Source organism: Streptomyces sp. NPDC006385, assembly GCF_040612485.1.
GTDB lineage: Bacteria > Actinomycetota > Actinomycetes > Streptomycetales > Streptomycetaceae > Streptomyces.
The window spans coordinates 73,618-87,390 of sequence record NZ_JBEXQG010000026.1 but is presented as its reverse complement, the minus strand read 5'-3'; the positions used below and the strand labels follow the sequence as shown (position 1 = coordinate 87,390).

The 13,773-nt window shown below is 69.9% G+C and carries 12 protein-coding genes; 9 read left to right on the top strand and 3 right to left on the bottom strand.

Going from position 1 to position 13,773, the window contains the following annotated elements:
- Positions 1–555: 555 nt before the first annotated feature.
- On the bottom strand, positions 556–1,275 hold the full coding sequence (locus ABZ078_RS21275) for a transglycosylase SLT domain-containing protein (protein ID WP_355274062.1): 720 nt from the start codon (positions 1,273–1,275) through the stop codon (positions 556–558).
- Positions 1,276–1,745: 470 nt separating this feature from the next.
- Between ABZ078_RS21275 and ABZ078_RS21270 the strand changes: the two genes are divergently transcribed.
- The 6 genes from ABZ078_RS21270 to ABZ078_RS21245 all read left to right on the top strand — a co-directional run bounded on the left by ABZ078_RS21270 (position 1,746) and on the right by ABZ078_RS21245 (position 7,276).
- A complete protein-coding gene (locus ABZ078_RS21270) occupies positions 1,746–2,129 on the top strand; it encodes a BlaI/MecI/CopY family transcriptional regulator (RefSeq protein WP_189906342.1) in 384 nt (127 codons plus the stop codon).
- The gene (locus ABZ078_RS21265; protein ID WP_189906344.1) at positions 2,126–3,037 is read left to right on the top strand and encodes a M56 family metallopeptidase; all 912 of its coding nucleotides are present in this window, start codon (positions 2,126–2,128) and stop codon (positions 3,035–3,037) included. The genes ABZ078_RS21270 and ABZ078_RS21265 overlap by 4 nt, the downstream gene beginning before the upstream one ends.
- A 214-nt stretch (positions 3,038–3,251) precedes the next feature.
- Complete coding sequence (locus ABZ078_RS21260) at positions 3,252–4,277, top strand: C40 family peptidase (protein WP_189906347.1); 1,026 nt, start codon at positions 3,252–3,254, stop codon at positions 4,275–4,277.
- A gap of 22 nt (positions 4,278–4,299) precedes the next feature.
- Entirely contained in the window at positions 4,300–5,169 is an 870-nt protein-coding gene (locus tag ABZ078_RS21255; RefSeq protein ID WP_189906349.1) for a F510_1955 family glycosylhydrolase, read from the top strand.
- A gap of 53 nt (positions 5,170–5,222) precedes the next feature.
- Positions 5,223–6,542 (top strand): type II restriction endonuclease, encoded by a 1,320-nt coding sequence (locus ABZ078_RS21250; RefSeq protein ID WP_356577353.1) that lies wholly within the window; start codon positions 5,223–5,225, stop codon positions 6,540–6,542.
- 137 nt (positions 6,543–6,679) lie between these two features.
- A complete protein-coding gene (locus ABZ078_RS21245; protein WP_356577351.1) occupies positions 6,680–7,276 on the top strand; it encodes a hypothetical protein in 597 nt (198 codons plus the stop codon).
- Between the two features lie 362 nt (positions 7,277–7,638).
- Here the strand turns inward: ABZ078_RS21245 and ABZ078_RS21240 are convergent, their stop codons facing one another.
- Positions 7,639–8,808: a peptidoglycan bridge formation glycyltransferase FemA/FemB family protein gene (locus ABZ078_RS21240; protein WP_356577349.1), complete on the bottom strand. Its 1,170-nt coding sequence runs from the start codon at positions 8,806–8,808 to the stop codon at positions 7,639–7,641.
- Between the two features lie 143 nt (positions 8,809–8,951).
- On the opposite strand from ABZ078_RS21240, the gene murJ reads away from it, so the two are divergent.
- From murJ to ABZ078_RS21225, 3 genes are read left to right on the top strand one after another with little or no spacing between them, the layout of a single operon-like run.
- Entirely contained in the window at positions 8,952–10,643 is a 1,692-nt protein-coding gene (gene murJ / locus ABZ078_RS21235; RefSeq protein ID WP_189906362.1) for a murein biosynthesis integral membrane protein MurJ, read from the top strand.
- Positions 10,640–11,215, top strand: coding sequence for a SigE family RNA polymerase sigma factor (locus ABZ078_RS21230; protein ID WP_189906364.1), 576 nt, complete (start codon positions 10,640–10,642; stop codon positions 11,213–11,215). The genes murJ and ABZ078_RS21230 overlap by 4 nt, the downstream gene beginning before the upstream one ends.
- The gene (locus ABZ078_RS21225; RefSeq protein ID WP_189906366.1) at positions 11,208–12,044 is read left to right on the top strand and encodes a hypothetical protein; all 837 of its coding nucleotides are present in this window, start codon (positions 11,208–11,210) and stop codon (positions 12,042–12,044) included. Before ABZ078_RS21230 ends, ABZ078_RS21225 begins: the two co-directional genes overlap by 8 nt.
- Before the next feature lie 181 nt (positions 12,045–12,225).
- On the opposite strand, the gene ABZ078_RS21220 is transcribed toward ABZ078_RS21225, so the two are convergent.
- Positions 12,226–13,620, bottom strand: coding sequence for a peptide chain release factor 3 (locus tag ABZ078_RS21220; RefSeq protein ID WP_356577347.1), 1,395 nt, complete (start codon positions 13,618–13,620; stop codon positions 12,226–12,228).
- Positions 13,621–13,773 lie beyond the last annotated feature (153 nt).

The following is a 13,773-nucleotide window of genomic DNA, read 5'->3' as shown; positions in this document are numbered from 1 at the left end:
CCTTCTTCGCCACTATTCCGCCTAGTAAGGGGCAAATCGCCTGTGGTGGACGTCACCGGACGACAAGATCCGATAACTGCGGAATGTGACGCGCGCTACGTCGATGCGCATGGCCACTATTGCCGGAAGTCGCGGCCGACGCGGGCGGGGGTGACCCGTCTCGTCGGAACGTGGCTCTCTGACCTAGGCATGTCGCAGGCGGGTATGGGCGGCGAGGCGTAAGAAAAGCGGACTGAGGTGCCGGATCACCGGCATGCGGTGGGCGAGACGCGCAGCAGCGCGAGCTGCCGCACCGTGACATACGTGGGGTAGTGGACCGTCGACAGCGACCGTGCCCACGCCGGCGTACGCCTCGACGCCCGGTCCTGCAACGGACATGCCCGCGCCGCGAGGGCATCCAGATCAGCAGGGCCGTGGCCGCCTGCTCCCCCGGGACAGGCTTCGCTCGGCGGCAATCAGCAAGGGCAGCAGCACAGACCTGGTCACCCCGGAGCTGCTGCCCCCGGAGTCGGCTGAGGGCATGGACTCGGAGACCTCGCGGACTGCCAGGCTGGTCTAGTACCAGTTGTTGGCCTGCCAGAACTGCCACGCCCCGCAGGGGCCGCCATAGCGGCTGTTCATGTAGTTCAGGCCCCACTTGATCTGAGTGGCCGGGTTGGTCATCCAGTCGGCGCCGGCGGAGGACATCTTCGAGCCGGGCAGCGCCTGCATGAGGCCGTAGGCGTCGGACGTGGGGTTGTCCGCCCGGTAGTTCCAGCTGGACTCGCGCTCCACGATGCTGCTGAAGCACTGCCACTGGTCGGCGGGCACCATCTGACGGGCCATCGCCTGCACCTCTGCGACGGAGTACGTCTTCTGAACCGGGAAGGAGGAGGCGTCACGAGACGACGAGCGGCTGGCGGCCTCCCTGGCCTCCTCCCGCTCCTTGGCGAGCTGCTCGGCTCGGGCCTTCTTCTCCGCCGCCTCCCTCTTCTCCGCCGCGTCCTTCTTGGCCGCCGCGTCCCGGGCTGCCTGCTTTCGGGCGGACTCTTCCGCGGCCTTCTTCGTCGCGGCGTCCGCAGCGACGGCCTGGGCGTCGGCCTGCTGGGCCAGCGAGCTGACCTGGACCTGCGCCTGCTGGCCCGCGGGTATGTCTGCGAGGAGGGTCGTGTCGGCCGCAGCCGCTTCGAAGTCGTTCGATGACTGAGCGGTTCCGCCCTGGGCAACACCCACGACGGCGCCGACGGTGGTGACGGCGGTGGCGGAGGCCACTGCGAATCCCCGTATCCGGCTCACACGGTTTCCTTCCGGCTTCGCCCGCTCCAGATTGGGTGACCTCGCGGGCGCGATCGTGCCCCTGGCGCTGGCCTCCGAATGCTGACGCGTCACAGGAGGCACGGGCCCGGTGCGCAACTCCCTTGCTGGGAGTGCCACGTAGTGTTCCCGGGCGGCATACGGCGCTCGCTACGCAGGGGTGGGACTGTGTTGCTAGCGGTACTGGTGTGTCGTATGCGGGGCCTGACGAGGCCCAGACTCTGCCGGATCGGGGCGCCCTGTGGCAATTCTGTGACCAGTGTGAAACCTCACACCCCCGTTCGCCCTGACACCTGGGCCGGTATCGGTCTGATCCGGGCCGCCAACCGGCAGTGCCCGTGTGACCCGCCTCTTCGATCCCGGCCTGATGTCGGCGTGCGTGGCCACGAAGGCCTGTCCGAACGGCGGTCTACTATGGCCTTGCGTAATCGGTGGCGAAGGGAAGTCAGGCCATGCGGCGGCTGGGAGATCTCGAAGCGGAGATCATGGATCGCCTCTGGACGTGGAACCGTCCGGCGACGGTGCGCGAAATAGTCGATGACATCAACAAGACCCGCCCGATCGCGTACACCACGGTGATGACCGTCACCAACATCCTGTACGGCAAGGGCTGGCTGCTGCGCGGCAAGCACGGCCGGGCCTGGCTGTACTCGCCGGTCCGCAGCCGTGAGCAGTACGCCGCCGCGCTCATGGAGGACGGTTTGGGAGAGAGCAAGGACCGCCCGGCCGCACTGGTCCACTTCGTGGCGAACATGTCCGAGGAGGAACAGGCCGCCCTGCGCAAGGCCCTGCGGAACACGGCACGCCAGGCGGACCAGGCGAAGGCGGACTCTTGAACGCGGCGCCCGCCCTGATCGGCTACACGGCAGCGGTGGGCTTCGCCGCCCCGTACCTGCTCCTGCGCGCCGCCTGGCCGCACCGAGCCCCCGCCCTGGCCGCAGCAGTGTGGCACGCCCTGGCGGTGTCCTTCTCGTTCGGAGCCGCGCTCTCCGCGGCAAGCCTGGCCATGCCGGCCGAGAACCTGCACGCGGGCCTGGTGGGCCTCCTGCACGCCTGCGGGCTGGACGTGGGCGCGGGGCAGCCGAACCCGGAAGTCGCAGGTCGGCTGGCCGTCGGCGTTCCGGCCGCGATCGGAATCGCCCTCATGGCGAGCTTCGCCTTCCACGTCGTACGAGCCCGTCGGGCCCGGAGCGAGCACCGGGAAGCCGTCGACCTGGTGGGCCGCCACTCGGCCCACCTGAGCGCCACCGTCCTGCCCTACGACGTCCCCGCCGCCTACTGCCTACCGGGCCGCGGCCCCCGGATCGTGATCAGCGACGCGGCCGTACGTCAACTGACACCCGAGCAGCTCGGCGCCGTGCTGGAGCACGAACAGGCCCACATCGCGGGCCGCCACCACCTGGTCCTGGCCGCAGTGGAGGCCTTCTACTCGGTCTTCCGGTGGCTGCCGCTGGCGCGCCACGCCCGGGAGCAGACGGCTCTGCTGCTGGAGATGATCGCCGACGACAGGGCTCTACGCAGCCACTCCCACGAGGTGCTGGCCACCGCAATGTACGAGATGGCCACGGCCCGCACCCCGAAGGGCGCCCTGGCGGCGGGCGGCCACACCACCCTGATCCGCCTGAAGCGTGTCCTCGGCCCGCGCAGGACCGCGCATCCCGCCCTGTGGGCCTCCGTAGCCGCCGCGGCCGCGATGGTGCCGCTGCTGCCGCTGCTGGTCGCCTGCCCGCCAGGGCTCGGCTGACTGCCGCTGGTGAGACCGGCGTGACCGGACCTCACTTGCGATACGCACTACGAAGCTACTAAGTTCTCGCCTGCTCGATGAATGCGGCGCTGGGCGCGGGCCACGGCTCAGCGCCCAGTGTCGGATCCACGGGAGAGTGCCGAAGCTGACTATTGTCGGCCGGACGGCAAAACCCGTCGCTCGGTCCACAGACGCGCAGAGGAGTCAGCTCACGATGGGAACGCACCGTCGGCCGAAACCGCCCAGCCGTGCCCGAATAGCCACCCTCGGCGTGGCGGCCGGGGCGGTCAGCCTCCTGCCGACGCAGAGCCAGGCGGCGCCGAAGCCGACGGTGGACGAGGTGCGCAAGCAGGTGGAGCTGCTGTACGAGGAGGCCGAGGCTCCCACAGAGGAGTACAACGGCATCGCGGAGAAGCAGAAGAAGCTGCAGCGCGAGGTGGACGCTACCCAGGACCGGCTGGCCCGCAAGCAGCAGGAGATCAACGAGCTGCGCGAGAAGATTGGCCCATTGGCGGCGGCGCAGTACCGATCAGGCGGCATCGACCCGAGCGTGCAGCTCTTCCTTTCCAGCGATCCGGACGAGTATCTCGACAAGGCCCAGGTGCTGGGGCGTACCAGCGACCGGCAGGCCGAGGCTCTGCGGGCGCTGCACAGCAAGCAGCGGGAACTCGCTCAGGAACGCGCCGACGCCGCGAAACGGCTGAAGGCCATCCAGGAGACCCGCGCCAAGGCCAAGGAGAAGAAGGACGAGGTCCAGGGCAAGCTCGCCAAGGCCCGCAAACTCCTCAACAGCCTGACCGCGGCTCAGCGCGCCAAGATGGAAGCCGACCAGAAGCGCGAGGACGCCGCCGCCGGTGCCAGTGACGCGCCTGCCACCTACAACGGTCCAGCCAGCGGTCGCGCCAAGACCGCCATCGAGTTCGCGTACGCCCAGCTCGGCAAGCCCTACGAGTGGGGCTCCACCGGACCCAACTCCTACGACTGCTCGGGCCTGACCGGCTCCGCCTGGCGCGCTGCGGGCGTCTCGCTGCCCCGCACCGTCAAGCAGCAGTACGACGCCGGCCGCAAGGTGGCCAAGTCCGATCTGCAGCCGGGTGACATCATCTACTGGTACAACGACAACCAGCACAACGGCATGTACGTCGGCAACGGCAAGGCCATCCACGCGCCGCGCACAGGCAAGAACGTGGAGATCGTCCCCTTGGACTCCATGCCGTTCTTCGCCGCAAGCAGGCCCTGAGCGCCACCACCTTGGAAGTTTCGTGAACCCACGCCCGGCCGTCCGTTCCCTGCTCGCCATCGCGGGCGCCTCGACCGCCCTTCCGATCCTCGTCGCCTGCGGAGGCGGGTCGTCGGACACGGACGAGTCATCCGCCGCGTCGACATCGTCGGAGGCGCTCTCCCACGTGCACGGGCTGGGCGTCGACCCCGCCGACGGGCGCGTGTACGTCGCCACCCACAACGGCCTGTACACGGTCGCCAAGGGACAGAAACCGAAGCTCGTCGGCGACCGCAAGGACGACTTCATGGGCTTCACCGTTACCGGCGAGAACACCTTCATCGCCAGCGGACACGGCGCCCCAGGCAGCGACCGTCCGGCCAACGTCGGACTGATCGAGACCAAGGACGCCGGTCGCACCTGGACCACCCGGTCGCTGTCCGGGGAAGCCGACTTCCACTCCCTGGACTCGGCCAAGGGCACCGTCTACGGATACGAGGGCGGCCGCGTCCGGGTCAGCAGCGACCTGAAGAACTGGGACGACCGAGCGACACTGGAGGCCCTCGACCTCGCGGTGAGCCCGACCGGCGACAAGCTGCTGGCCACCACGGCAGAGGGCGTCGTCACCAGCACCGACGGCGGCCGTACCTTCCGCAAGGGCGCCGGGAACGTCCAGGCGTTCGTGTCCTGGCCCGCGGAGAAGTCCCTGTTCGGCATCGACACGTCCGGGAAGCTGAGCAGCAGCGCGGACGGCGGCAAGACCTGGAAAGAGCTCACGACCGTGCCAGGCGGACAGCCCCAGGCGCTGACCGCGATCAACGCCGACCGTGTCCTCGCGGCGACGATGACGGGCGTGTACGAGTCGCGCGACGGCGGCAAAACGTTCAGCGAGTTGGCGCCGCTGACCTCCTGATTTGTGTGCTACGGCGGGACGAATCGCCAAGTCCGATGCAACAATGCTCTGTTGTGGCGATCTCTCCCTCTTCCTCCGCTTCGTCCTCCGTGCTCGGCCTCGACCATGAGGCCGTCGGCGCCCTCATCCGCCGGTGGCGGGACGACCCCGGCAGTACGTACCGCACGTGGTTCCTGTGGGAGGAGCGGACGAAGAACTTCCGGTCCATCCGGCGCGGGATCGAGCAGGTCGTGCGGGAGATCGAGGCGGACACCTTCGGGGTCGCCTACAAGGGCTCGTCGCTGGAGACGGTGGTCGGCTCGATCGCGGAGCAGCGGCAGATGTTCAAGGGGGCCGACCACGCCTTCCTGTGGAAGCCGAAGCTGCGCATACCCGACATCTACGAGGACCGGGAGAACCAGCTGGCGTTCGCCCGAATGCTGGAGACGTGCCGGTGCTGTACCACTGAGGCGCAGGTCCTGGGCGCGATACGCACGCTCACGGAACGCGGCATCAAGGGCCTCGGGCCGGCAGCGGCCAACCTGCTCTACTTCCTGCACCCCACCATCGCCCCGCCCTTCAACACCGCCATCGTCAACGGCTACAACGCCCTGACCGGCGCGAAGGTCAAGCTCGGCAAGTGGGACGAGTACCTCGCGATGCGCGAGGGGATCTTGGCTCTCAACGATGCCCACCGCAATCTGCTATCCAATGACCTGGGCGCGGTCGCCGGGCTGCTCTTCGACCTCGGCTCAGGGCGCTACATCGCTCCACCGCGCGGCGACGCCGACACGGCGGCGGCCCGGGCCGCCTGGCATGCCGACCTGGAGCAGGTCCGCTCTGACGCGAAGGCCGAGAAGGCCCGCGCCGAGGCGGAACGGCAGGATGTCTCGCATACCGAGGTGCAGGCGTGGCTGCGTGACCTCGGCAGGGCGCTCGGCTTCCAGGTGTGGATCGCCGCCAACGACCGCAACCGACACCACGAGGGTCGGCGACTCGCGGACGGCTGCCTCATCAAACTCCCACGGGAACTGGCGGCTGGCCCCGCCGGTGAGGCGATCAGCCTCATCGACGTGCTGTGGCTGGAGCCCGAGGGCAAGGTCGCCGCCGCCTTCGAGGTGGAGCACACCACCTCCATCTACTCCGGCATCGTGCGGATGCTCGACCTGGCACTCAGTGGCGACCCGGCCGCAGCCCACGGCATGTACCTGGTCGCGCCGGACGCGCGCGACGAAGAGGTCCGTACCCAGATCCGGCGGCCTGCCTTCAGCCGGGTCGTGGACCTGAAGGTGCGGTACCTCCCCTACGGCGAGTTGCAGGCGAACCGGGAGGCGATCATGCGCTTCGGAAAGGGGCTGCATCCCATCGAGGCCCTGGCCCGTGACCTGAGTTGAGTGGTTCGGCGGCGCGCTGCCTGACACGTCGCCGAAGGTCAAGAATCCGTCATGTGTCACCGGTGACTGAACAGAACCAGAGTTCCCAGCCGTACTAAGGGAGTAAGTAGAAGTCACTCCCGACGAAGGGAAACTCAGTGAACCGGCAACGCACCGTTCCCGTAGCGGCCGCAGGGCTCGCCTCGACACTCCTGCTCGCGGCCTGCGGCAGCTCGTCGGACAACGCCTCCAGCACGAGCCCCGGTAATGCCGCGCCGGTCGCCACGGCCAGCTCCGCCCCTGCGACGTCCGCGCCGGCCGACAGCGGTGACTCGGGCAGCGGCGACATGGCTATGGCCGCGACCACCATGCTGATGGCCAAGGACATGGGCGGCGGCATGGGGAGCATGGTCACCGACGACAAGGGCATGACGCTCTACCGCTCCGACAAGGACCAATCGAAACCGTCCATGTCGATGTGTACCGGCGAGTGCGCGAACACTTGGATGCCGGTCATGGCCAAGGGCGACGTCCAGGCGATGGGAGTGGAGAAGAATCTTCTCGGCTCGGTGGACCGCTCGGACGGCATGAAGCAGCTCACCCTCGGTGGCTGGCCGCTGTACCGGTACATCGGCGACACGAAGGCCGGGCAGATGAACGGCCAGGGCAAGGACGACAAGTGGTTCGCCGTCACGCCCTCTGGCAAGAAGTCCGCCATGAAGGGCATGGAGGGTATGCAGGGTATGGAGGGCTGAGGCGAGTGGCACTGCCGTGGGGCTGCCGCTGTTCGGCAGTTCGGCAGACCGTTCGGTGCGCGGCGGCCGGATCGTCGTGGACAATGCGCCGCTGCGGAGTCGGCGACTAGTGCTGCCTGTGCCACCCTGACGGGTCAGCCCCCCTCGGCTGTGCGCTCAGGCCTTCCCGCCTGCGGGGTGGGCGGACTGGGGCTCATAAACCGGCGTGCAGTCTGTCGGACGCGCGCCCGCCTGTCGACGCGCCTGTCTAGCGCTCCTTGAAATCCCATTCACCCGGCGCAGCACAGGGGAGAGTACTAAAGTGCTTAGCACTTTGCGGCTACTGTTTCCCCATGACTGATCCGCGCGCCCCGGGGCTGCCCTCAGCGCCGTGCCAGATACTTCTGCATAGCACGGTGCAGGGTCTTGTTGACGGCGCCCTCAAGTGGCAGCTCCCATTCACCGAGCGTCTCGACGACCTGGCCCCCCGTGCCGAGCTTCCAGCGCATCAGGCCGAAGGACCGCTCCTGCGGATCGAGTACGTCGGGCACGCCCCGCATGTCGTACACCTGGGCGCGCAGCGTGTGCGCGTCGCGGAGCATGCGCCACTGCAGGGCGTTGCTCGGCCGCACCTCGCGGCGGTGGTCCGCGGACGCTCCGGTCTGGTACCAGGCCCGTCGCCCCGCCAATATCAGCGTGTGGGCGGCGAGCACCTCCCCGTTGTGCCACGCCAGGTACAGCCGCATGCGGCCGGACTCTTCGGCGTTGAGCTCGCGGTACTGGCGCTGGAAGTACTCCAGCGAGCGTCCGAGCCGGAAGCCGTCGCGCTGCTCGGTGAGCTGCAGCAGCCGGTAGAACTCCGGCAGATAGTCGGCCGTACCGACGCAGGGCTCGACGTCGGCCTTCGCCGCCTTCTTTATGTTGCGCCGCCATTCCTGGTTGAGCCCTGCCCACAGGTCGTCGAGGGTGCGGCCGGCGAGCGGCACCTCGAAGAGGTAGCGGGGCTGTGCGTCGCCGGCGTTCCCCTCCTCGCCGCAGCGCCGCCATCCGCCCGCCCGCAGCCGGTCCGCGACGGCGGCGCCGACCGGGTCGACGAGGTCCGGCAGGACGTCGCCGACGCGGCGGCCGGGACCGACCGCAGCCTTGAGGGTCGCGGCGTTCCAGCGGCGGTAGGGCAGCGGAGGCCCCATCCGCACCGCGAAGGCGCCGGCCGACCTCAGATGGTCCAGCAGCGGCTGAAGCAGGTGCGGCAGCCGTGGGTCCGCCCAGTCCAGCACCGGCCCTTCCGGCAGGTAGGCGAAGTACCGGCGTGTTCCGGGCAGTGGCCGGTACAGCACCTGGGCGGCGCCGCACTGGCGTCCGGAGCTGTCGAACCAGCCGAGGCGTTCCGCCTTCCAGCCTGTCTTCACCGCGGCCCAGGACGGGTACTGCAGGAAGCTCGCCTGTCCGGGGAGAGAGTCCAGATATCCCAGGTGCCGCTCGGTGGTGGTGCTGCGCACCACGTAGCTGCGGGTGTGGGTGGTTTCGGACATCTGCGCCTCTGTCACGGCCATGTGGGAGGTCTCCTCGATCTGTTCCGTGCTCCTCCGCCGGGAGGGCGGCGGGACAGACCCGCCTGTCTCTTGCACGCCTGGCGGCCCCGGGTTGTGGCGGGGAATTTCGCTGAGTTGCGCGAGTGGCGGGGAGGACACAGGGCGTGACGGCTCAGGAACAGGCGGAGGCCGCCACCGGCGCGGCTCCGAAGGCCGGCTCGGCGCGTCGGCTGCGCGGCGGGGCCGTGATGATGCTGGGCTCGCTGACATCGCGGGCCACCGGGTTCGTCCGCGGCGCGGTCGTGGTCGCGGCGCTGGGTACGGTGTTGCTCGGCGATGCCTACAACGTCGCCAACACGGTGCCGAACATCGTCTACATCCTGCTGATCGGCGGGGCGCTGAACTCGGTGTTCGTGCCGGAGCTGGTGCGGGCGGCGAAGGAGCACGCGGACGGCGGGGCCGCGTACACCGACCGGCTGCTCACGCTGTGCCTGACCGCTCTGACCGCGATCACGACGCTGGCGGTCCTCGCCGCGCCGTGGATCGTCTCCGCGTACACCGACTACACGGGTGCCCAGCGTGACCTGACCGTCGCGCTCGCCCGTTATTGCCTGCCGCAGATCTTCTTCTACGGCGTGTTCACCGTGCTCGGCCAGGTCCTCAACGCGCGCGACCGGTTCGGGGCGATGATGTGGACCCCGGTCCTCAACAACGTCACCGTGATCGCGGTGTTCGGGCTGTACCTGGTGATCGCCCGCGCCGCGAGCACGGCGGGCGAAGTCACGGACGGCCAGCTGCTCCTGCTCGGCCTGGGCAGCACGGCGGGCATCGCCGTCCAGGCGCTGGCGCTGCTGCCGTCGCTGCGCGCGGCCGGATTCCGGTGGCGGCCACGGTTCGACTGGCGCGGATCGGGGCTCGGGCGGCCGGTGCGGGCCGCGGTGTGGACGCTGCTGCTGGTCCTGGTCAACCAGGTCGCGTACTGGGTGGTGACCCGGCTGTCCACGTCCGCCGGGGTGCGCGCCGTCGCCGAGGGCGTCAGGGAGGGCGTCGGTTATACCGCGTACAGCAGCGCCTATCAGCTGTGGGTGGTGCCGCAGGGCATCATCACCGTCTCCCTGGTCACCGCGCTGCTGCCGCGGATGAGCCGCGCCGCCACCGACGGCGACCTGGCGCAGGTGGCCGCCGGCCTCTCCCGGACCCTGCGCACGACAGCGGTGGCGATCGTGCCCGCCGTCTTCCTCTTCCTGGCGCTCGCACCCCAACTCACCGGCCTCGCCTACCAGTACGGGCAGGTCAGCGACGCCGACGCCCGGGCGATCGGCTGGGTACTGGCGGCGTTCGCACCCGGCCTTGCGGCCTTCTCCGCCCAGTACGTGCTCTCCCGCGGCTTCTACGCGCTCGGCGACACCCGCACGCCGTTCCTGCTGACCCTGGTCATCGCCGGCGTCAACGCGGGGGCGTCCGCAGCCTCGTACGCCCTGCTCTCAGCGCGCTGGGCGGTCACCGGCATCGCGGCCGCGTACGCGCTCGCCTGCACGGCGGGCCTGTGCTGCACCGCACTCGTGCTGCGCCGCAGACTTCGCCACCCCCTTGAGCAGGCCCTCGGCACGCACCTGCGCATCGGCGTCGCCTGCCTGCCGGGCGCCGCCCTGGCGTACGCGGTGAGCGGCTGGTTCACGGAACGGCTGGGTGACGGTCTCGCGGGGGACGCGTCGGGCCTGATGGCCGGCGCCGCCCTCATCGGCCTGTCCGTCGTGGTGTTGGCGCGCCCGCTGCGCATCCCCGAGGTCGCCGAGCTCGTTGCTCCGCTGACCCGCCGTTTGGAAGCGAGTGGCCGTCACAGGAGGGGGCGATGACGGACATCCAGGAGCAATCACCGGAGGCACGCAGGGACTTCGAGACCTTCTACGCCGGGACCGTCAAGCGGCTCGTCACCGTCGTGTACGCCGTGACGGGCGACCTCGGCGAGGCGGAGGACGCGGTCCAGGAGGCCTACGCCAGGGCCTGGCCACGGTGGGAGCAGTTGGTCGCACAAGGAGATCCGGCACCGTGGGTACGCACGGTCGCCCTGCGTCTCGCGGTCAGTTCCTGGCGCCGGGCCCGCAACCGGCTCCGCGCCCACTTCCGGCACGGTCCGCCACCCGACCTGCCCGGCCTCGCACCCGACCACGTCGCCCTGGTCGCCGCGCTGCGGCACCTCAACCCCGAACAGCGGCGCGCGGTGGTGCTGCACCACCTCCTCGATCTGCCGGTGGAGGAGGTCGCCCGTCAGACAGGATCGACCAGTACGGCGGTACGCTCACGACTCATGCGGGCCCGCCGCCTCCTCAGTACCCACCTCACCGACTCGCCGGACACGCCGACGCCCCGAACTGGCCGTACCGCGGCCGCCGCCCAGCCCCGGAAGGAGGTTTTTCCGCATGAGTGACGAAACCCGCCGTCCCCCACAGGACGACCTCGGCGCACTGCTCCAGCGCTACGCCGACGACACCGAGCCTCTGATCTCCGTGAGCGGGGGTGTCGCGGACGTGCAGGAGCGAGTACGCCGCCACCGGACCCGTCGCCGGCTGGCGGTCACCACGGCGGGCTGCGCCGCCCTGCTCTCCCTCGGTCTCTGGGGCATCCCGCCTCTGCTTGGCGGCACATCCGCCGATCGCCCAGAGGGGACCAGCCCCGGACTTGTGTCGGCCGCCTCGATCCTGCCCTCACCGGACAGCACCAGCGGCCTGGTCCGTACGGACCTGCTGTCCCCGTCCGCGCTGCCCTGGAACGCCGCCTATCACTGGCGCACGACAACCACCGGTAACGGCGCCACCACATACGTGCCGACCGGCGACTGCGCGCCGCAGTGGTTCGACGGGACCGGCGCCGAGGACCAGATCGCCCGGACTTACAGCGGAGACAGCGGCGCGTCGGCACAGCACCGCATCATGGCCTACACGAGCAACTCCACCGCCCAGGAGGCCGTCAGACAGCTGGCCGAAGCCCTGCACAAGTGCGGCTGGCACGAGACCCGAAGTCCTCGTACACAGCACCACAACTCGATGACGCCCGCGCTGTATGAATACGTCCTGACGCACGGGGCGGAAGCCCCACTACGCGTGACGCTGGTCCAGTCCGACCACCGGATCGCCGTGCTCGCCCTCGCCACCCCGCAGGTCGACGACCACGCGCACGCCGATCCGCGGACAGAGACCTGCCTGGAGCACAACGTGAATTCCGCACAGCCGCACCCAGCAACGACGGGGCACTGCTGAGTAGCGGAGGCGAAGCGCGTGCAGGGGAGGCCTGACCCTGTCGCCCGCCAAGGCGTATGCCGCATCACGTGCCCTGCGGGCCTGCTCGGTCGGTGCTCGGCCGACATCGACCGTGGACGAGGCTGCTCATGGGCTACTGATGGGTGGCGATGTCGATCCGGCCTTGGGAACCTGGACCGTGTCAGGGGCGGTCGGAGTCGGGATGCCGGCGGTGGTTGCGCTTGTGCAACGTGTCGGCTTGGTGCCTGCCGACCGCGGCCAGAACCGGGGCCTGTTCCCCGCGCAGCTCCGAGACGAGCACCTGCACCACGCCCTCCTCGTCCAGTTGGGCGATGCTCCGCCGGAACTGCTTGGAGCGGCTGACGTCGACGGGCCCGGCGACGGCGAAGTGCTCGGGGGCGAAGGAGGGCATCGGGGGGAAGACGGCGGCCTGGCCCGCGTAGAGGGTGTCGCCCACCCGCAGGGCGTGGGCGTTGACCAGGCCGACCACATCGCCGGGGTAGGCGACGTCGACGGTGGAGCGGTCCTGGCCGAAGAGGCTGTGCGCGTACTTGGTGGCGAACGGCGTCCCGGTGGCGGCCCTCATGACGGTCATGCCGCGCTCGAAGGCACCGGAGCACACCCGTATGAAGGCGATCCGGTCGCGGTGGGAGGGGGCCATGTTCGCCTGCACCTTGAACACCAGCCCCGCGAACGGCGCGTCGACGGGGCGGGTGCCGCCGCCCACCAGCTCCCGCGGCCCTGGGGACGGGGCGTGATCGACGACGGCGTCCAGCAGCAGCCGTACGCCGATGTTGGATATGGCCGCGCCGAAGAACACGGGCGTGGTCCGGCCCGCCAGGAACGCCTCCTGGTCGTGCATGGCGTCGGCGGCGCGCAGCAGCTCCAGCTCCTCTACCGCTTGGTCCCACATCGGGCCCTCCTCGGCCGCCGCCCGATCGGCCGAGATTGCCTCTTCGACGGCCTCCTGGGCTCCGCCCAGGGCTGGGGTATAGCGCAGCATCTGCTCGGGCGTTCGTACGTCGATCAGACCGCGCAGATCCCCGGCGTCCCCGACGGGCCAGGTGACCGGGGTGGGGCTGAGGCGGAACTCGCGCTCGATCGCGTCCAGTTGCAACGCCTCACGTCCGGGCCGGTCCCATTTGTTGACGAACGTGATCACGGGGATGCCGCAGTGGCGGCAGACGTCGAAGAGCTTGCGGGTCTGCTCCTCCAGGCCCTTGGCCGCGTCGATCAGCATCACCGCGCAGTCCACTGCGGCAAGGACGCGGTAGGTGTCCTCGGAGAAGTCCGCGTGGCCGGGGGCGTCCAGCAGGTTGAGCACGCACCCGCGGTGGGCGAACTGCAGCGCAGCGGCGGTGACCGAGATGCCGCGGACCTTCTCCATCTCCATCCAGTCCGAGGCCACCCGACGCCGCCCGGTCTTGCCGTGCACCGCGCCCGCCCTCGTGATGGCGTGGGCGTGCAGCGCGAGTGCCTCGGTGAGCGTGGACTTTCCCGCGTCGGGGTGGCTGATCACCGCGAAGGTGCGCCGCCGTGCCGCCTGGGCCACCGCCCCTCTACTGTCCAGGCTCACCGCACCGCCTTCCCGCCCGCGAGGCTGGCCGCCACGGTGCCATGAGCCGGGCGAGGCGGCCTCACGGGGACGACGCCGTCCTTAAGGGCGTCGGTTCCCGGCTCATGGCTTCGCACTATGCGGCGGCCTCGACCCGGCACGTGCCCCCAGGCC

Bases quoted from the DNA above. Each gene is read 5' to 3' on its own strand.
- ABZ078_RS21230 (WP_189906364.1), top strand. From the start codon at position 10,640: ATGACGGACATCCAGGAGCAATCACCGGAGGCACGCAGGGACTTCGAG.
- ABZ078_RS21240 (WP_356577349.1), bottom strand. From the start codon at position 8,808: ATGGCCGTGACAGAGGCGCAGATGTCCGAAACCACCCACACCCGCAGC.
- ABZ078_RS21260 (WP_189906347.1), top strand. From the start codon at position 3,252: ATGGGAACGCACCGTCGGCCGAAACCGCCCAGCCGTGCCCGAATAGCC.
- ABZ078_RS21270 (WP_189906342.1), top strand. From the start codon at position 1,746: ATGCGGCGGCTGGGAGATCTCGAAGCGGAGATCATGGATCGCCTCTGG.
- ABZ078_RS21225 (WP_189906366.1), top strand. From the start codon at position 11,208: ATGAGTGACGAAACCCGCCGTCCCCCACAGGACGACCTCGGCGCACTG.